Origin of the sequence: Isoptericola sp. NPDC057653, assembly GCF_042799955.1 — a bacterium.
Classification (GTDB): domain Bacteria; phylum Actinomycetota; class Actinomycetes; order Actinomycetales; family Cellulomonadaceae; genus Isoptericola.
On sequence record NZ_JBHVHP010000004.1, the window covers coordinates 406,181 to 424,048 of the forward strand.

Sequence of the window (17,868 nt, forward strand, 5' to 3'; positions counted from 1 at the left end):
AGGCTCGACCTCGCGGGACGACGGCGGTCGCGTACAGGCGTCAGGCGTCGGCGGCGAGCGCGCGGCCCGTGGTGCGGCCGGTGTGCAGGCACCCGCCCAGGAAGGTGCCCTCCAGGGCGCGGTGGCCGTGCACGCCGCCGCCGCCGAAGCCGGCGGCCTCGCCCACGGCCCACAGGCCGTCGAGCACGGAACCGTCGGCGCGCAGGACGCGGCCGGACGGGTCGCACCACAGGCCGCCGAGGGTCTTGCGGGTCAGCACCGAGAGCCGGACGGCGAGCAGTGGGCCGTCCTTCGGCGTGGTCAGCGGGCGCGGCTTGGCCACGCGGATGAGCTTGTCCACGCGGTAGTCGCGGGCGGCGCGCGTCGCGACGACCTGCGGGTCCTTGCCCAGGCCGGAGGAGACCTGCGCGTCGCGGGCGGCGACGACGGCGGCGAGCGCCTCGGGGTCCACGTGACCCTTCGACCCCGGGGTGGCGTCCACGAGGGCGTTCATCTTCGCGGCGAGCTCGCCGGGGGTGTCGGCCCAGAGGAACTCGGGAGACTCGTTCGCGAACCTCTCCACCGGCCCGACGGCGCGCGGCAGCACCCGCTGCGCGAGGAGCCTGACGTCCTTCCCGGTGAGGTCGGGGTTCTGCTCCGACCCGGACAGGGCGAACTCGGACTCCATGATCGCCTTGTTGAGCACGAACCAGGAGTGGTCGTCGCCGCGCCGCGTCACGTGCTGCAGGGCCCCGAGCGCGTCGAAGCCGGGGAACAGCGGGGCGGGCAGCCGACCGCCGTCGGCGTCGAGCCACAGCGACGACGGCCCGGGCAGGATGCGGATGCCGTGGTTCGTCCAGACCGGCGAGTGGTTGGCGATGCCCTCCGGGTAGTGCCACATGCGGTCCTCGTGCACGAGGGCGCCGCCGGCGTCGGCGGCGATGCCGAGCATGAGCCCGTCGGTGGAGTCCGGGACGCCGGAGAGCATCCGCTCGGGCAGCGTGCCGGCCTCGGGGTCCCAGTGCGCGCGGGCGAGGTCGTGGTTGGCGCCGATGCCACCGGTCGCGACGACGACGGCGCCCGCGGCGATCTCCTCCGAGCCCACCACGTCGCGGTTCGACGGCGCGCCGCGGCCGCCGAACGGCAGGCCTGCCACCGGCTGGTCGGCGAGCACGTCGGCCCGCACCCCGGTCACCCGGCCGTCGGTGGTGACCAGGCCGGTGACGCGGCGGCGGAACCGCAGGTCGAGCAGCCCGGCGTCGCGCGCCGCGAGCGCCGCGGCGACGAACGGCGCGATGATGCCCGGGCCGGTGCCCCAGGTGACGTGGAAGCGGGGCACGGAGTTGCCGTGCTCGGTCCGGCCGTCGTCGTGGCCCACCGTGTACCCGCCGCGCTCGGCCCACTGCACCAGCGGGAACCAGCCCACGCCCTTGGCGCGCAGCCAGGACCGCAGGTCGCCGGCCGCGAACTCGACGAAGCGCCTCGCCCAGGCGTACCCGTGCCGGTCGGGGCCCTCGCCGCGCTCGGCTCCGGGCGCGAACTGGGCGGAACCCAGCCAGTCGGACCACGCCAGGTCGGCGGAGTCGTGCACGCCCATCGCGCGCTGCTCGGGCGACCCGACGAGGAACAGGCCGCCGAACGACCACCAGGCCTGGCCGCCGAACGACGCCTCCGGCTCCTGGTCCAGCAGCACGACCCGGCGGCCCGCGGCCGTGAGCTCCGTGGCCGTGACGAGCCCCGACAGGCCCCCACCGATGACGACGACGTCCGCATCCATGCGCGCAGTCTGGCAGAGGACGGGCGTCGTGCCCACGGCCCGACGGGGTGGTTCTACCTGCCGAGGAAGACCTCCACGCTGAGCGCCTCCAGCGTCGTCGTCGTTCCGGCGTCCTCGTCCGAGGGGTCGTCCTCCGGCAGGTCCTCGGGCGGCTCGGGGCGGTCCCAGGACGAGCTCCACACCCGCTCCCACGGGGCGTCGCCGGGCGTCGGCGGCAGGGTGACCGCGGCGTCGTCGAGCGCGCCGTTGAGGACGAGCAGCACGTGCGCGTCGCCCTCGGACGGCCCGGGCCGCAGCATCTGCACGACGCGGCGCCCGCCGACGGCCCACGCCTCGCGGTCCATCGTCGCGCCGTCGGCCGCGAACCACAGCAGGTCGGTCTCGTCCTCGCCGGGGCGAGGGGACCCGAGGAAGAACGAGTCCGCGCGCAGGGCGGGGTGCTCGGCGCGGAGGGCGAGCAGGAACCGGGTGGCGTCGAGCAGGTCGCGGGCGGCGTCCTCGAGGTCCCACGAGACCCACGAGATCGCGTTGTCCTGCGCGTACGCGTTGTTGTTGCCGCGCTGGGTGCGGCCCAGCTCGTCGCCCGCGGTGAGCATCGGGGTGCCCGCGGCCAGGAGGAGCGTCGCGAGCAGGTTGCGCTGCGAGCGACGGCGCAGGGGGACGACGGCGGACCACGGCTCGGTGGCGGTGTCGCCGCCGCCCTCGCCGTCGTCGGCGCCGGGCGCGTGCCCCTCGACGCCGTGGTTCCAGGACAGGTTGTGGTCCGAGCCGTCGCGGTTGTCCTCGCCGTTGGCCTCGTTGTGCTTGTGGTCGTAGGCCACGAGGTCCGCCAGGGTGAACCCGTCGTGGGCGGTGACGTAGTTGACGGACGCGACGGGCCCGCGCATCAGCGGCGGGTCCGAGTGCCCGAACAGGTCGGCGGAACCGGCCAGCCGGGTGGTGAGCTCCCGCATGCCGTGCATGGGACGGCCGTGGGAGCCCTCGCGCGGGGCGTCGAGCCAGAAGCCGCGCGCGGCGTCGCGGAACCGGTCGTTCCACTCCGCCATGGGGGGCGGGAAGTTGCCGGTCTGCCAGCCGCCCGGGCCGACGTCCCACGGCTCGGCGACGAGCTTGAGCCCGCCCAGGACCGGGTCGGTCTGCAGCGCCACGAGGAACGGGTGGTCGGGGGAGAAGCCGTGGTGGGTGCGGCCCAGGGTCACCGCGAGGTCGAACCGGAAGCCGTCCACGCCCACGACCTCCGCCCAGTACCGCAGCGAGTCCAGCGCGAGCTGCACCACGCGCGGCCGGCGGAAGTCGAGCGAGTTTCCCGTGCCGGTGACGTCGGCCAGCGCGGCCGGGGAGGCGCCGTCGTGCAGGTAGTAGCCGGCGTTGTCGAGGCCGCGCCAGCTCACGTGCAGCGCGTCGTCGCCGCCCTCGCACGTGTGGTTGTAGACGACGTCGAGCAGCACCTCGATGCCCGCCTCGTGCAGCAGGTGCACCATGCCGCGCACCTCGTCCAGGACGGCGGCGGGCCCGGCCTCGCGCGCCGCGCGGGTGGCGTACGCGGCGTGCGGCGCGAAGAAGCCGAGGGTCTGGTAGCCCCAGTAGTTCGTGAGCCCCTGGGCCACCAGGTGCGGCTCGCTGGCGAACGCGTGGATCGGCAGCAGCTCCAGGGTGGTGACGCCCAGGCTGGTCAGGTGCGCGATCGTGGCCGGGTGCGCGGCCCCGGCGTACGTGCCGCGCAGCTCGGGCGGCACGTCCGGGTGCGTGGCCGTCAGCCCCCGCACGTGCGCCTCGTAGACGACGGTGTCCGCCCACGGCACGCGCGGGCGGCTCAGCGGCGGCGGTCCCGCGTGCGCGGCGACGACCACGGAGTGCGGCACGAAGGCCAGGGAGTCGCGGTCGTCCGGGGCGCCGTACCGCTCGGCCACCCACCAGCGCCCGTCGGGGGAGTCGGGCTCTCCCGGGTCGCGGGGCGCGCTCACCGCACCGAGCGTCTCCGGCCCGTAGGTGAGGTCGCCCGCCAGGCCGCGGGCGTACGGGTCGACGAGCAGCTTGGCCGGGTTGTGCCGCTGGCCCGCCTCCGGGTCCCAGGCGCCGTGCACCCGGAAGCCGTACCGCTGCCCGGGCCGCACGTGCGGCACGTGCGCGTGCCAGACGCCGTACACCGGCCCGTCGAGCGGGACGCGGCGCTCCGCGTACCGGGCGGGGTCGTGGGGGTCGCGGTGCGGTTCGACGACGTCGATCAGGCACAGCTCGACGCCGTCCGCGTGCGACGCCGCGACCGCCACGTCCACCCCGCCGTCCGGCGTCGGGTGCACGCCCAGCGGCGGGACGTGGCTGCGCCGCGCCAGCGGGCGGGTCAGCGGCGTGACCTTGGGGCGGGACTCCATGGGGACATGCTGCCCGGGGTTGCCGCCGGCCGCGCGCCCCGCGTCACGCGAGGTGCTTGATGCGCGCCCCGTAACGCTCCTCGAGGGCCTTGTTGTGCTCGTCGCCCTCCGGGATGTTCGCCGAGATGTACACCGGCGGGACCGTGCCGGCCGCCTGGAGACGCTCGGCGGCGCCGATCGTGAGCAGCTGCGCGATGAACGCCGCCGTGATCGACGAGACGGCCCCGACCTCGATGCCGTCGCCGAGGTCGAGCGTGGTGTCCCCGTACGGGGCCCGGTTGTCGAGGACGACGTCGGCCACGTCGCTCAGGCGCTTGCCGCTGGGGTGCTTCGGCTCGACGGCGCGGGTGTGCTCCAGGCTCGTCACCGCGATCACGGGGTGCCCCTCGGCCTTGGCGCGCAGCGCGAGACCGACGATCGACCCGTTCACCCCCGAGTTGGAGGCGATGAGGAAGACGTCCGCGGGGTGGATCTCGTAGAGGTCGTAGAGGTCGTCCGAGATGCTGCTGTCCCGCTCGAGGTCGGCGCCCTCCAGCGCGGAGGGCTCGCGGACGCCCCGGAGGACGAGGTCGCGCAAGGAGAGAGCGTGGCTCGGGACGAAGCCGCCGGCGCGCCCGGCGACCTCCATCGCGAACGCCTGCGAGTGGCCGGTGCCGAACGCCTGGAGGATGCCCCCGCCCTCGAGGGCGGTGACGATCAGGTCGATCGCCGGGTCGAGGCCGCCCGCGCGCGCGTCCTCGTCGATCGGGTGCAGGCGGTCGAGGACCTGGGTCAGGTAGTCGGTAGTCATCCTGTGGTCGTTCCTTTCGAGGGGGAGGGGTCCGGACGGCGGGACGTCGTGCGCGGGGCGCGACGGTGGGACGCGATGGCGGCGGTCGACGCCGCGAGCATCGTCGTCGTACGACGGAAGTCCTGGCGCGCCACCATGAGGTAGAGCAGGTCGAGGACGAAGAGCCTGGCGTACCGGGCGGAGAGGTCGTCGGGCTGGAGGTACTCGCCCGGCGCGTAGCCGGTGATGTGCACGTCCGCCACCGCCGCGAGCGGCGAGTGCGGGTCGCTCGTCACCGCCGCCGCGAGCGCCCCCGACGACTTGGCCAGGGACAGCATGTCGATCGTCTCCTTGGTGCGGCCGGAGTGGGAGATGCCGATGGCGACGGTCGACCCGCGCAGGAGCGCCGCGCTGGTCAGGCCGAGGTGGACCTCGCCCCATGCGTGCGCGTTCACGCCGATGCCGTACAGGCGGAGCTGGAGCTCGCGGGCCATGGTGGCGCTGCCGCCGATGCCGTAGATGTCGAGCTGGTCGCTCGCGGCGACGGCGGCCGCGACGCGCTCCACCAGCGCCGTGTCGACGAGGTCGGCGGTGGACTGCAGCGCGGCGACGTGTGCGCCCAGCAGGGTGCGGATCACGTCGGCAGGGCTGTCCGCCGGGTCGAGGGCTCGCCGGACGTCCGGTTCGGCGGCCTCGTGGGTGCTGGACCGCGCGACGTCGGCCGCGGCACCGACCCGCAGCGGGACGTAGCCCTCGTAGCCGATGAGCCGGCAGAAGCGGGTGACGGTCGCGGCGGACGTGCCGGCGCGCCGGGCGAGCTCGGTGCTGGACAGCTCGAGCGGCAGCGCCGGGTCGTCCAGCAGGAGCTGGGCGATCTTCGTCATCGACGCCGACAGGTGCGGGAGGCTCGCCCGGATCCGGCTCCGGAACCCGGACCCGCCTGCCGGCAGGTGGAGTGCGGTCACGTCCATGTGAATATCTGTACCATCTCCGAACGAGGTCGGATGAAAACTAGTTGCAACGTCGTCTCGGGAGCAATGGTGCACGAGTGGCAGGTGGGTCACGGATGACGGTGCTGCTCGCCCTCGACGCCGGAGGGACCTCCACCCGCTGCGTCGTCGTGACCCCCGCCGGAGAGTGCGTCGGGTACGGCCGCGACGGGAGCGGGAACCCGGTCTCGGTGGGCGTCGACGCCGCCGGGAGGTCCGCGGCGGCGAGCGCCGCCGCGGCGCTCGACGCCGCCGGGGTCGACCCGGCCGACGTCGAGGGGGTGACGCTCGCTGCGGCGGGGGTGAGCGCCCAGACGCCGCTGGAGGAGCTCTGCCGGCCGCTCCGCGACCTGGGCATCACCGCGTCGCCCGCCTTCCGGTCGGACCTCCTCGCCACCTTCTTCGCCGGCACCTACCGCGACACCGGCTACGCGCTCGTCGCGGGCACGGGAGCGGCGGCGATCCGGGTGGAGGGCGGGGAGGTCACGGCGACGGCGGACGGGCTCGGCTGGCTGCTCGGCGACGACGGCTCCGGGTTCTGGATCGGGCGCCGCGTCGTGCGGGCGGCCCTTGCCGACCTCGACCGCCGAGGCGCTCCGACCGCCCTCACGGCGATGCTCCTGCGCGAGCTCGGGCTCGACGGGCCGGCCCCGAGGTCCCGCGACGGCCGGGCGGAAGCGCTGTGGCGTTCCGTCGACGCCCTGTACGCGATGCGACCGGTCGAGCTGGCCCGCTTCGCCCGGCTCGCCTTCGAGGCGGGCGGCGACGAGGAGGCGGACGCGATCGTCGCCGCCGCGGAGGACGCCCTCGTGCACACCCTCGGGGCCGTCGCCCTCCCGGGCGTGCGCGGTCCCGTGGTGCTGGGCGGCGGCACGGTCGCCCTGCACCGCACCCTGCCCGTCAGGATCGGCGCCGTCCGGGGCGGCGACGGCGAGCCGCCGGAGGTGCGCGCGGTGACCGACGGGGTGGTCGGCGCGGTCGTGCTGGCGCTGCGCGACGCCGGCACGGTCGTCGACGCGGCCGTGTTCGAGACGGTCACGGGCACTCTCGCGACGCTGCGCTGAGCGGCGTCCGGCGCGCGTCCGGCGCGGCCGGCTCCCGACGAGTTGGTGAAAATCTCTTTCACCTCGGCGTCGTTATCGTGTACAACAGAACCACTGCAACCCCCGGCGTGGCCTGAGACGTGCACCGACGACCGCTCGACGAGGAGTAGCCGTGACCGCTCGACGTTTGCCCCGCCCGGCCAGGACCGTGGCCGTGCTGCTGGCGCTGTCCCTGTCGGTCCTCGGCGTGCCGGCCGTCGCGGGCGCCGCGGAGGAGGCCACGGCGGACCCCGCCGACATCGGCTCCTACGCCCCGGTCGGCACCGAGAACCTGACCGGCGGGGCCGTCGTCACCGCGTCGTCGTCCTACGAGATGGCGGGCGAAGGGTGGAGCCGCGCCAAGCTCGTGGACGGCGTGCTGGCGGCCCCGGGCGCGCCCAACGGGTGGACCACGAACCCCTACGACCAGGTCCTCGACCCCGCCACGCCCGCCTGGGTGGAGGCGTCCCTGCGGTCGGCCTCCCAGGTCGAGCGCGTCGTGCTGTTCCCCCGGAGCGACGTCGGCTCGGAGCCCTACGGGGCGTACTTCCCGGTCGAGTACGCCGTCACGCTGCTCGACGCGACCGGCGAGGCGGTGCACACCGTGCACCTGACCCAGGCGCAGCGACCGGCCGCGCCCGTCGTCCTCGACCTGGACCAGCCGGTCACCGCGTCGGGAGTGCGCGTGGACGTCTCGCAGCGGTACAGCCAGGACGCGCCCGGCGGCGGGACCGGCAACGACGGCAAGCTCGTGCAGCTCTCCGAGGTCGCCGTCTTCGGCGTGCCGGCCGAGGGCACGCTGGAGATCGGCAAGCCGGCGCTGCTGCTCGAGCCGGGCGCGGTCGAGGAGCTGACGTACGAGGCGTCGTTCGGGGACGCCGCACCGGAGCTCGTGTGGTCGTCGTCGGACGAGGCGGTCGCGACCGTCGACCGGACGGGCCGGGTGACCGCCGTCGGGCAGGGCGACGCGACCGTCACGCTGGCGGCTCCCGCCGCCGGCCGCTCGGCGACCATCGCCGTCGAGGTCGCCGACGACGTCGAGCGCGCCGGCGACGACTTCATGATCACGGTGTTCTGGCCGCCCACGAAGGACTACGTCGACGAGACCCAGTACGGCTACCTGGCCGACGCGGGCATCGACTTCGTCCAGAACGTGCACACCGGCGACCTCACCGACAAGGCGACCAATCTCGAGATGGCCCGGCTGGCGCACGAGCACGGGATGCAGGTCGGCGTGGCCGACCACCGCTTCGGGCCGGGCCTGCTGAACCTCACCGACGCCGAGATCGAGGACCTCGTGCGCGAGTACACCAACGTGCCCGGCGTCGGTGGCTACTACGTCCTGGACGAGCCGTACGACCCGACGCCGTACGCCCGCGTCTTCAACGCCATGAAGGACGCCGCGCCCGAGTACTACCACCACCTGAACTTCCTGCCCGGCTTCGCGTACCCCTCGATGGCCGAGTACGAGGAGTACATGCAGCGGTGGGTCGACCAGACCGGCGCGCGGGACTATCTCATGTACGACCGGTACCCGTTCGGGTGGGCGCCCGGCAGCCTCGACTACACGAGCATGCTCGCGAACATGGAGTCGGTGCGGCGCGTCGGGCTCGCGAACGGTGTCAAGACCGGCCTCTACCTGCAGTCCGTGGGCGTCGTGAACAACTTCCGCCGCACCAACGAGGCCGAGCTGCGGTACGAGGCCAACATGTCGCTGGCCTACGGGTACAAGCAGCTCTCGTACTTCACCTGGTGGACGCCGACGAACCGCGGCGAGGACTTCACCGAGGCGATCATGACCGCCACCGGGAAGAAGACCGACCTGTACGAGCCCGTGCAGCGGCTCAACGCCGAGATCCACGCGCTCGGCCCGACGCTCATGCGGCTCGACGCCAAGGAGGTCTACCTCCACGGCCGGACCTGGGGACAGGAGCCCGTCCCGGCGACGTTCCCGGTGCAGTCGCTCACCGACGACGACCTGACGTTCTCCTACCTGCGCGACCGCGAGAGCGGGCGCAACTACGTGATGGTGGTCAACAACAGCTTCACCGAGGCCAAGGACGTCCGGCTGCGGTTCGACGCCGCGATCTCGTCCCTGCAGGAGGTCAGCCGTCGGTCCGGTGACCTGGTCGACGTCGGCCTGTCGGACGGCGTCCTCGAGCGCCGGCTCGACAAGGGCGAGGGCGTGCTTCTCGCGCTCCCCGTGAGCTACGACCACGAGGCGACGCCGACCCCGGCGAACACCAACCTGGCGCGCGGCGCGACGGTCCGGGCGAGCGACTCGGTGGGCTCCGGCGGCTGGTTCGCCCGCGCCACCACGGACGGCGCGCGCTTCTCCGACGGCGGCACCTTCGGCTGGAGCACGACGACGTCGGACGCCTCGCGCACCGCGCGGGCCACCGTCGACCTGGGCCGGGCGCAGACCGTCGACCGCGTCGACCTCTACCCGGCCGGCAACCTCCTGGACCGCGGCGCGACCTTCCCCCGCGACTACACCGTGGACGTCTCGACGGACGGCGAGACGTGGCGGACCGTCGCGTCAGCGAGCGGCCAGGAACCGCCGTCGTCGGGGGTGACGCACGCCTTCGACGCCGCGCAGGCGCGGTACGTGCGCGTGTCCGTGGCGGCGATGAACGCCACCGACGACGGCTACGCCGCGGCCCTCGCGGAGATCGAGGTCTTCCACGACGACGGCGGCACGCCGCCGGTCGAGCAGCCTCCGGCGGTCCCGCGGCCCGCCCCGTACGTCGAGGGGCAGAACGTCGCGCGGGGCAAGACCGTCGTGGTGTCGTCGTCGACCCCGGACGCCAGCCACGAGCAGTGGGGCTGGTCGTCGAAGTTCCTCGCCGACGGCCGGACGGACAACGGCTGGTCCAGCGGCCTGGGGCGCAACGCGCGCCCCGAGGCGGTCGAGTGGGCGGCGGTCGCGCTCGGAGCCACGCACGACGTCAGCAAGGTCGTGCTGCACCCGAAGGGCACGTTCGCGGTCGACTACCGGGTGCAGGTGTCGCTCGACGGCCGGCGCTGGACGACGGTCGCGGACGTGACGGGCGACGACGGCAGCACCGCGCCGCGGACGTTCGCGCTCGACGAACCCACGCCCGGCGCCTACGTCCGCGTCGTCAGCAGCAGGCTGCGCTCGGGCGGTCGCGACGGCTACCTCATGCAGGTCGCGGACGTCGAGGTGTACGGCACGCCGGCGAGCGACCGCACCGCGCTGCGGGCGCTGCTCGACGACGTCGCCTCCCTGGCCGAGGCGGACCACACGCCCGAGAGTTGGGCGCTGCTCGCCGAGCCGCTGGAACAGGCGCGTCGGGTCGAGGCGCTGGCGTACCCGTACCAGTTCCAGGTCGACGAGGCCGAGGAGGCGCTCGCCGAGGTGCGGGACGGCCTGGTCCGCGTACCCGTCTGGAGCCGCTCGGCGACGTACACGGGCGGCGAGTACGTGACGTACGACGGTCGCGTGTACCGCGCCTCGTGGTGGACGCAGGGCGTCGCGCCCGGGTCGTCGCCCTGGGGCGCCTGGGCGGAGCTCGGCACCCCCGTGGACACCGCGCAGGGGCGGGTCCGGACGTGGACGAGCTCGTGGATCTATGACGACGGCGACCGCGTCGTCCACGGCGGCCGGGTCTGGGAGGCGCGGTGGTGGAGCCGCAACCAGGTGCCGGGGACGGACGGGGGCCCATGGCGCGCCGTCGGGGCCGGGGCATGACTCCTCGGTGCGTGCCCGGGTGGTGCGGGCTGAAAGGACGACGGACCCACGGGTAGGCTCGGCACCGTCGGCCGCGGCGCCTGCGGCCGGTCGTCACCACCGTGAGCTGGAGGTCGCGCCCGTGCGCATCGTCGTCGCCGTGAAGTACGTGCCGGACATCAACGCGGAACGGCGGTTCGTCGACTGTCGCGTCGACCGCGACCCGGGCGTCGGCACCCTCAACGAGCTCGACGAGAACGCGCTCGAGGCGGCCCTGCGGATCCTCGACGCCCTCCCCGAGGACGAGCGCGCGGCCAGCGAGGTCGTCGCCCTCACCGTCGCTCCCGCCGAGGGCGACGTGGCGCTGCGCAAGTCGTTCCAGATGGGCGTGGACCGCGCCGTGCGCGTCACGGACGACACGCTGGCCGGCTCCGACTACTTCGGCACCGCCGCGGCGCTCGCGGCCGGCGTGCGCCGGCTGGAGGCGGACGGCGCCCCCGTCGACCTGGTGATCACCGGCATGGCCGCCCTCGACGGGCTCGGCTCCGTGGTGCCGGCGCTCGTCGCGGCCGAGCTCGGCCGCCCGGCGATCACGCTCGCGAAGAAGATCGACGTCGCCGGCGGCACCCTCACCGCGAAGCGCGAGACCGACGAGGCCACCGAGACGCTCACCGCGCCGCTGCCCGCCGTCCTGTCCGTCGCGGACACCGCGAACACCCCGCGGATGCCGAACTTCAAGCTGATCATGGCGGCCCGCGCCAAGCAGGTCGAGGAGTGGTCGGCCGCCGACCTGGGTCTCGACCCGGCCGCCGTCGGCACCGCGGGCGCCCGCACGGAGGCCGTGGCCGCCGCGCCCCGCCCGGCGCGCCCCGAGGTCGAGCTGGTGGTCGACAAGGGGGAGGGCGGCGCCGCCCTCGCCGAGTACCTCATCCGCAACGAGCTGGTCTGAGAGGACGCGAGATGACCGAGCCCACCCGCGTGCCCACCCGCAACCGCACCGTCCTCGTCCTGCTGGACCCGGCCACCGAGGTCCGCTCCAGCGCCCTGGAGCTGCTGACCATCGGCCGCGGCCTCGGCCGCGTCGAGGCCGTCACCCTCGAGGCGCCCACGGTCGAGGTGCTCGCCCAGCTCGGCGCGTACGGCGTCGAGACCGTGCACCAGGCCGAGGTGCCGACCGACGCCCTCCGGGCCGCCGGCGGCGACGCCGCCCGGCACCTGCCGTCCGTCGTCGCCGCGACGCTCGCCTCGGCGGTGCGCCGCACCGACGCCGACGTCGTCCTCGCGCCCGCCACGTTCGGCGCCAAGGAGGCCGCCGCGCTCGCCGCGCACGCGCTCGGCGCGGGCCTGGTCATCGACGCCGCCGTCGTCGGCGAGGACGAGGACGGCCGCGTCGTGGCCGGCAAGCGCGTCTTCGCCGGCGCCTGGGACACCCGCTGCGTGGTCTCCGCCGACGTGGCCGTGCTCACCGTCCGCGCCAACGCCGTCGTGCCGGAGCCCGCCGCCGCCCCCGTCGCCACCGACGTCGAGGCCCTGCCCGTCGTGCTGCCCGCCGGCACGTCCGGGGTGGTCGTCACGTCCCGCGAGGTCAAGGAGCGCACCCCGGGCCGCCCGTCGCTGGAGGAGGCGGCCGTCGTCGTCGCCGGCGGGCGCGGCACCAGCGGTGACTTCGGCCCCGTCGTGGAGTTCGCCGACGCCGTCGGCGCCGCGGTCGGTGCCTCCCGCGACGCGGTCTTCGAGGGCTGGTTCGACCGCTACATCGGCCAGACCGGCGTGACCATCGCGCCCCGCCTCTACGTGGGCGCGGGCATCTCCGGCGCCCCGCACCACCGCGGCGGCATGCAGGCGTCGCAGGTCATCGTGGCCGTGAACTCCGATCCCGAGGCGCCGATCTTCGAGATCTGCGACTTCGCCGTCGTGGGCGACCTCGCCGACGTGCTGCCGCAGGCCGCCGCCGCGATCCGCGCCCACCGCGAGGGCTGACGCCTCGGCATCGAGCGTGCTGACATGATCCTCGGACGAGCCGTTCGAGGATCATGTCAGCACGCTCGATGCGTGGGCGGGTCAGCCGCCCGCGAAGGGCGGCAGCAGGTCGAGGCTCGCGCCGTCCGGCACGACGTCGGACGGCGCGGCCCGGCGGCCGTCGAGCAGCACGCTGCACCGGGCGAGCACGGGCTCGGCCGCGGGATCGGCAGCGGCGAGGCGGGCGACGACGTCGGCGACGGTCGCGCCGGGCGGGACGGCGAGCGTCTCCTCCGCGCGGCCCAGGGCGGCCCGGGCGGCGGCGAAGTAGCGCAGCGTCACCGTCCGCTCGACGGCGGGCGCCGCCGGGTCGGTCGGCCGGTCGGTCAGCTCGTCCGTCAGCTGGTCCGTCATCGTCATCCTCCGATGGCGCTCATGGTGCGCTCGGGCTGCGTGAAGCCCGAGCTGTCGAGGTCGGTGCCGGAGCCCGTGTCGCTCATGCCGTGACCGGCCTGCTTGCGCCACATGGCTCCGCGCCACAGGTCGGCCAGGACCGCGTCGCCGGCCCCCGCGCGCAGCGGGCCCAGCAGGTCGGTCTCGGTGTGCGCGAACAGGCAGTCGCGCACGCCGCCCTCGGCCGTGAGGCGGGTGCGGCGGCAGTCGTCGCAGAACGGCTCGGTCACCGACGCGATGATGCCGACCCGGCCCAGGCGGGCGGACCCGTCCGCGCCGTCCAGGCCTCGCACGACGAACCGCTCCGCCGGGGCGCCGTCGCGCGGCTCCTCGTCGGGCTCGAGGGCGAAGCGGGTGCCGAGCTGCTCGCGCACCTCGGCGGCGGTGACCATCGCGTCGCGGTCCCACGCGTGGTCGGCGTCGAGCGGCATCTGCTCGATGAACCGCAGCTCGAAGCCGCGCTCCAGGCACCAGGCGAGGAGCTCGGCGGCGTGGTCGAGGTTGACGCCGCGCACCAGCACCGCGTTGATCTTCACGAGGTCGAACTCGCGGGCCGCCGCGTCGATCCCCGCGAGCGTGCGGGCGAGGAACGGGCGGCGGGCGAGCGTGGCGAAGGTGTCCGGGTCGAGGGTGTCGAGCGAGACGTTGACGCGGTCCAGGCCCGCCTCCCGCAGCGCGGCGGCGCGGGAGTCGAGGCCGACGGCGTTGGTCGTGAGGCTCAGCTCGGGGCGCTGCGGCAGGGCGGCGCACTCGCGCACGATCTCGACGAGGTCGCCGCGCAGCAGCGGCTCGCCGCCGGTGAAGCGCACCTGCCGGACGCCCAGGTCGCGCGTCGCGATCCCGACGAGCCGCACGATCTCCTCGCGCGTCATCACCGAGTCCTTCGGCAGCGTGGGCAGGCCCTCGGCCGGCATGCAGTACGTGCAGCGCAGGTTGCAGCGGTCGGTGAGGGAGACCCGCAGGTCGGTGGCGACGCGGCCGAACCGGTCCACGAGCCCGCCCGTGGCGGGCCGGTCCGCGGGCAGGCGGACGTCCGGCACCCCCGCGCCCGGCAGCCGCGGCATCCCCAGCGAGACGGTCGTCATCCGATCAGCTCCCCGAGCCCGCGTCGGCCCGTGCGCCGCTCGGGCCCGGGTCCTGCCAGGACAGGGCGGCCGCCGTCGCGCGCTCCAGGGCGTCGGAGCCGTCGCCCCGCGCGGCGGCGAGGCCGGCCGCGTACCCGACGGCGTAGGCGGTGACGGGGGCGGCGGGCCGCGCGACCTGGTGCGCGGCGTCCCGGGCGAGGTCGAGGACCGCGCCGACGTCGACGCTGCGGGGCGGCAGCCCCAGCTCGGCCTCGAGGGCGTCCACCCAGCGGTCCAGGGTGCTGGAGCCCGGCTCGGCGGCGCGGGGCGTCTGGTCGGTCATCGGTGTCCTCCCCAGCGGTGGGTGTCGGCGGTGACGGCGGAGACGTCGTGGAGTCCTACCGTAAGGCGTCGCACGTCGTCCCAGGTGTCGACGTCCGCGCTGACGCCGTCCACGTCCGGGACCTCGCGGCACGCCAGCCCGGCCACCAGGCGCCGCACCGGCAGCCCGGTCAGGCCTTCGGCCCCCGAGAGGGCGTCGAGCGCGCGGCGCAGCGCGTCGCGGCGGTACGCCCCCACCAGCCACTGCGCGTGGCCGGCGCGCACCAGGAAGGCCCCGTCGACGGCAGGCTCGGCGGCAGGCTCGGCGGCCGGCGCGACGGCGGCGCGCAGCAGCGGCACGGCCTCCGTGGCGCGCGGCACGTCCACGGCGAGCACCAGCACCCACGTCGGGGCGGCGTGGGGAGAGCGCGCGCGGTCGTGCGCGCGGTCGAGCGCGCGCAGGCCGGCGTCCAGCCCTGCGACCGGCCCGCCGAACGGCGGGTCCTCGCGCGCGACGAGCACGTCCCGCCCGGCGGGTACCGCCGCGTCGGGCCCGACGACGACGGTGCGGGCGGCGTCGCGCGTGGCGGCCAGAGCGCGGTCCAGCAGCGTGGCGCCGTCGAGCACGACCGTCGGCTTGGGCACGCCGCCCAGGCGCGTCGCGCGCCCGCCGGCGAGGACGACGGCGTCGAAGCCGTCCTGCGGCTCGGGTGCGGGCCCGGGGGTGGTCGTCATGCCGGTCGCCCCGCTCAGCGCAGGCCGAACGGCAGGTCGAGGGGCAGCACGTCGACGAGGTCGCCGGCCTCGACCTTCTCGACGTCGGGCGGCACGAGGGCGAGGCCGTCCGCGCCGAGCAGGGCGGACGAGGCGTGCCCGCCCGCGCCGTCGCGTCCCGCCCCCGGCGCCGCGGCGCGCTCGACCGCCCCGGAGGGCAGGGTCCGCACCGGCACGACGTGCGTGCGCCCCGGCGGGCTCGCCCACGCCTCGGCGGCGGGCCGGGACACCGGGCGGGCGGGCTCCCGGCCCGCGAGCGCCGCGACCGCCGGCCGCACGAACAGCGCGAACGACACGAACGCGCTCACGGGGTTGCCGGGCAGGGCCACCCACGGCACGCCCCGCCAGCGGGCCAGCGCCTGCGGGCGGCCCGGGCGCAGCGCGACGGCGGCGACGTCCACGTCGGCCAGCCGGGGGTCGTCGGCGGCGAGCACCGCGCGCACCACGTCCGACGCCCCCGCGGACACCCCGCCCGTCGTGACGACCAGGTCGACCGCGCCCGGCCCACCGAGGTCCCCGCGGTCCACGACCTCGTCGAGGGCGGCGGGCAGGGCGTCGGCGTCGTCGGGGACGGCGCCCACGCGGACGACGTCCGCCCCCGCGGCCCGGGCGAGGGCGGCGAGCAGCAGCGAGTTGGAGTCGGGGATGCGGCCCGCGCCCACCGCGGCGCCGGCCGCGACGAGCTCCGAGCCGGTGGACAGGACCGCGACGCGGGGTCGCCGCCGCACGGGCAGCGCCGACAGCCCGGCGGAGGCCGCGACCGCGACCAGCGCGGGCGTCACGGCGGCGCCGGTCACGCCGAGCAGGTCGCCGGGGCGCACGTCCTCGCCGCGGTGCCGCACGTGCGCGCGGTCCTGGCGGGCGAGCGTCACCACGCGCTCCGTCGTCGGGCCGCCCGCGACGAACCGGCCCGTCGACGTGCGCTCCACGGGCACGACGGCGTCCGCCCACCCGGGCACCGGCGCGCCCGTCATGATGCGCACCGCCCCGTCCGGACCGCGCTCACGACGACCCGGGGGCGAGCCGGGGCGGAGGTCGCCGACGACGGGCAGCGTCACGGGGGAGCCGTCGGCGGGCAGGTCGGCCAGCCGCACGGCGTAGCCGTCCATGGCGGCGGCGTCGAACGGCGGCACGAGCGCGACGGCGCGGACCTCCGCGCCGAGGGTGCGGCCGGGCGGCTCGACGGCGAGGTCCGCCAGCCCGACGTCCTGCACCGGCAGCGGCGCGACGCGGGCCAGCACGGCGGCGACGTGCTCGGCCAGGCTCCGCGGCCTGCTCGGGGTGCTCATGAGGCCACGCTAGGCCGGGGACGTGTCGTGCGGGCGACCGGCGCCTCACCGGCGGGCGGCCGGCGCTGTGCGGGGGCGGGAGGGCGTCCCGTCATCCGGCGTTCGCCTGCACGCGCTTGCGCACCGGGCCGAACGTGAACAGCAGCGTGAGCAGGGCGGTCAGCGCGAGGAGGCCGAACCCGATCCCGTAGTTGCCGTTCGCGCCGTACACCGCGCCCATGATCAGCGGAGGGATGAACCCGCCGAGACCGCCGGCCGCGCCGACGACGCCGGTCACGGCGCCCACCGTCCCGGGCGGCGCCATCTTCGCCACGAGGGCGAACGTCGCTCCCGAGGACCCGCCGAGCGCGGCCGCCATCGCGAGGAACGCGATCGTCGCGCCGGGGACGAGGGCCGGCTGGAAGAGGATGACGGCGGCGCCGACGGTGACGACGGCGTAGCACACGAGGTTCACCGCCACCCCGCCCACCTTGTCCGACAGGGTGCCGCCGAGCGGCCGGCAGATCACCGCGAGCACCACGAACCCGGCGGTGCGGAACGACGCGTCGCTGGCGCTGAGGTCGTACGCGTTCTGCAGGAAGGTCGGCAGGTAGACGGAGAAGGCGACGAAGCCGCCGAAGCCGATGGCGTAGAGCCAGGACAGCTGCAGGGTGGCGGGGATCTTCAGCGTGGCCCAGGTGCGCGCCCACATGCCCCCGCCGGAGCCGGGGGTCCAGGCGGGGGAGTCCCGCAGCAGCGCGCGCGACAGGAGGGCGAACGCGGCGAGGAACACCGAGACGATGACGAACGGCGCGCCGTCGCCCCACGCGTCGCGGATCGGCACGGTGGAGAACGACGCGATCGCCGTGCCGCCCATGCCGGCGCCGAAGATGCCGATGGCGGTGCCGCGCCGGGCCGGCGGGTACCAGTTGTTGACGAACGGGACGCCGATCGCGAAGGTCGTGCCGCCGAGGCCGAGGAAGAACCCGCCGATCAGCAGCCAGACCAGGCTGTTCGCGACGAACCCGATGAACAGCACGGGCACGATCGTCAGCGCGCTGCACAGCGGGAACATCACCTTGGCGCCGAACCGGTCGGTGAGGGCGCCGATCGGGATCCGGCCCAGCGAGCCGACGATCACCGGGACCGCGACCAGCACCGACACCTCGAAGTCGGACAGGTGGTACAGCTGCCCGTAGCTGTTGCCCAGGGGGCCGAGCAGGGCCCACGCCCAGAAGCAGATCGCGAAGCCGGCCGTCGCGAGGGCGAGCTGGGTCGTGTTGCCCTGCACGGCCGTGGTGCTCGACGCCGAGGTCGGGCCGGGGGTTGCTGCCGAGGTCATGGGTCCTCCTTCGAGGCGGACGGATCGG

The 17,868-nt window shown here is 75.5% G+C and carries 14 protein-coding genes; 4 read left to right on the forward strand and 10 right to left on the reverse strand.

The window, feature by feature from the left end; translation table 11 throughout:
* Nucleotides 1–40: 40 nt before the first annotated feature.
* Genes ACFU9A_RS21300 through ACFU9A_RS21315 form a run of 4 tightly spaced genes read right to left on the reverse strand, consistent with a single transcriptional unit; the run spans nt 41 to nt 5,868 of the window.
* On the reverse strand, nt 41–1,756 hold the full coding sequence (locus tag ACFU9A_RS21300; protein WP_430577300.1) for an FAD-binding dehydrogenase: 1,716 nt from the start codon (nt 1,754–1,756) through the stop codon (nt 41–43).
* A 53-nt stretch (nt 1,757–1,809) separates the two neighbouring features.
* A complete protein-coding gene (glgX, locus tag ACFU9A_RS21305; protein ID WP_430577301.1) occupies nt 1,810–4,128 on the reverse strand; it encodes a glycogen debranching protein GlgX in 2,319 nt (772 codons plus the stop codon).
* 43 nt (nt 4,129–4,171) lie between these two features.
* Nucleotides 4,172–4,918 carry a sugar isomerase domain-containing protein gene (locus tag ACFU9A_RS21310; RefSeq protein WP_430577302.1) on the reverse strand — a complete coding sequence of 249 codons (747 nt, stop codon included), beginning with the start codon at nt 4,916–4,918 and terminating at the stop codon, nt 4,172–4,174.
* Nucleotides 4,915–5,868 carry a MurR/RpiR family transcriptional regulator gene (locus tag ACFU9A_RS21315; RefSeq protein ID WP_430577303.1) on the reverse strand — a complete coding sequence of 318 codons (954 nt, stop codon included), beginning with the start codon at nt 5,866–5,868 and terminating at the stop codon, nt 4,915–4,917. The genes ACFU9A_RS21310 and ACFU9A_RS21315 overlap by 4 nt, the downstream gene beginning before the upstream one ends.
* A gap of 95 nt (nt 5,869–5,963) precedes the next feature.
* On the opposite strand from ACFU9A_RS21315, the gene ACFU9A_RS21320 reads away from it, so the two are divergent.
* The 4 genes from ACFU9A_RS21320 to ACFU9A_RS21335 all read left to right on the forward strand — a co-directional run bounded on the left by ACFU9A_RS21320 (nt 5,964) and on the right by ACFU9A_RS21335 (nt 12,639).
* The gene (locus tag ACFU9A_RS21320; protein WP_430577304.1) at nt 5,964–6,950 is read left to right on the forward strand and encodes an N-acetylglucosamine kinase; all 987 of its coding nucleotides are present in this window, start codon (nt 5,964–5,966) and stop codon (nt 6,948–6,950) included.
* Between the two features lie 151 nt (nt 6,951–7,101).
* A complete protein-coding gene (locus tag ACFU9A_RS21325) occupies nt 7,102–10,680 on the forward strand; it encodes a discoidin domain-containing protein (RefSeq protein WP_430577305.1) in 3,579 nt (1,192 codons plus the stop codon).
* A gap of 121 nt (nt 10,681–10,801) precedes the next feature.
* Nucleotides 10,802–11,608, forward strand: a complete 807-nt coding sequence (locus ACFU9A_RS21330) for an electron transfer flavoprotein subunit beta/FixA family protein (protein WP_430577306.1) — start codon at nt 10,802–10,804, stop codon at nt 11,606–11,608.
* Between the two features lie 11 nt (nt 11,609–11,619).
* Nucleotides 11,620–12,639, forward strand: coding sequence for an electron transfer flavoprotein subunit alpha/FixB family protein (locus ACFU9A_RS21335; RefSeq protein ID WP_430577307.1), 1,020 nt, complete (start codon nt 11,620–11,622; stop codon nt 12,637–12,639).
* An 81-nt stretch (nt 12,640–12,720) separates the two neighbouring features.
* On the opposite strand, the gene ACFU9A_RS21340 is transcribed toward ACFU9A_RS21335, so the two are convergent.
* The 6 genes from ACFU9A_RS21340 to ACFU9A_RS21365 form a co-directional block, all read right to left on the reverse strand.
* Nucleotides 12,721–13,032 carry a MoaD/ThiS family protein gene (locus tag ACFU9A_RS21340; protein ID WP_430577308.1) on the reverse strand — a complete coding sequence of 104 codons (312 nt, stop codon included), beginning with the start codon at nt 13,030–13,032 and terminating at the stop codon, nt 12,721–12,723.
* Between the two features lie 2 nt (nt 13,033–13,034).
* Complete coding sequence (gene moaA / locus ACFU9A_RS21345) at nt 13,035–14,156, reverse strand: GTP 3',8-cyclase MoaA (RefSeq protein ID WP_430577309.1); 1,122 nt, start codon at nt 14,154–14,156, stop codon at nt 13,035–13,037.
* Between the two features lie 4 nt (nt 14,157–14,160).
* A complete protein-coding gene (locus ACFU9A_RS21350; RefSeq protein ID WP_430577310.1) occupies nt 14,161–14,478 on the reverse strand; it encodes a DUF6457 domain-containing protein in 318 nt (105 codons plus the stop codon).
* Complete coding sequence (locus ACFU9A_RS21355) at nt 14,475–15,191, reverse strand: molybdenum cofactor guanylyltransferase (protein ID WP_430577311.1); 717 nt, start codon at nt 15,189–15,191, stop codon at nt 14,475–14,477. The genes ACFU9A_RS21350 and ACFU9A_RS21355 overlap by 4 nt, the downstream gene beginning before the upstream one ends.
* 14 nt (nt 15,192–15,205) lie before the next feature.
* The gene (gene glp / locus ACFU9A_RS21360; protein WP_430577312.1) at nt 15,206–16,519 is read right to left on the reverse strand and encodes a gephyrin-like molybdotransferase Glp; all 1,314 of its coding nucleotides are present in this window, start codon (nt 16,517–16,519) and stop codon (nt 15,206–15,208) included.
* Between the two features lie 91 nt (nt 16,520–16,610).
* On the reverse strand, nt 16,611–17,840 hold the full coding sequence (locus tag ACFU9A_RS21365; RefSeq protein WP_430577313.1) for a nitrate/nitrite transporter: 1,230 nt from the start codon (nt 17,838–17,840) through the stop codon (nt 16,611–16,613).
* Nucleotides 17,841–17,868: the final 28 nt, after the last annotated feature.

Coding starts and splice junctions, on each gene's coding strand:
- ACFU9A_RS21320 (WP_430577304.1), top strand. CDS start 5,964: ATGACGGTGCTGCTCGCCCTCGACGCCGGAGGGACCTCCACCCGCTGC.
- ACFU9A_RS21355 (WP_430577311.1), bottom strand. CDS start 15,191: ATGACGACCACCCCCGGGCCCGCACCCGAGCCGCAGGACGGCTTCGAC.
- ACFU9A_RS21315 (WP_430577303.1), bottom strand. CDS start 5,868: ATGGACGTGACCGCACTCCACCTGCCGGCAGGCGGGTCCGGGTTCCGG.
- ACFU9A_RS21340 (WP_430577308.1), bottom strand. CDS start 13,032: ATGACGGACCAGCTGACGGACGAGCTGACCGACCGGCCGACCGACCCG.
- ACFU9A_RS21310 (WP_430577302.1), bottom strand. CDS start 4,918: ATGACTACCGACTACCTGACCCAGGTCCTCGACCGCCTGCACCCGATC.
- ACFU9A_RS21350 (WP_430577310.1), bottom strand. CDS start 14,478: ATGACCGACCAGACGCCCCGCGCCGCCGAGCCGGGCTCCAGCACCCTG.
- ACFU9A_RS21365 (WP_430577313.1), bottom strand. CDS start 17,840: ATGACCTCGGCAGCAACCCCCGGCCCGACCTCGGCGTCGAGCACCACG.
- glgX (WP_430577301.1), bottom strand. CDS start 4,128: ATGGAGTCCCGCCCCAAGGTCACGCCGCTGACCCGCCCGCTGGCGCGG.
- ACFU9A_RS21335 (WP_430577307.1), top strand. CDS start 11,620: ATGACCGAGCCCACCCGCGTGCCCACCCGCAACCGCACCGTCCTCGTC.
- moaA (WP_430577309.1), bottom strand. CDS start 14,156: ATGACGACCGTCTCGCTGGGGATGCCGCGGCTGCCGGGCGCGGGGGTG.
- ACFU9A_RS21300 (WP_430577300.1), bottom strand. CDS start 1,756: ATGGATGCGGACGTCGTCGTCATCGGTGGGGGCCTGTCGGGGCTCGTC.
- glp (WP_430577312.1), bottom strand. CDS start 16,519: ATGAGCACCCCGAGCAGGCCGCGGAGCCTGGCCGAGCACGTCGCCGCC.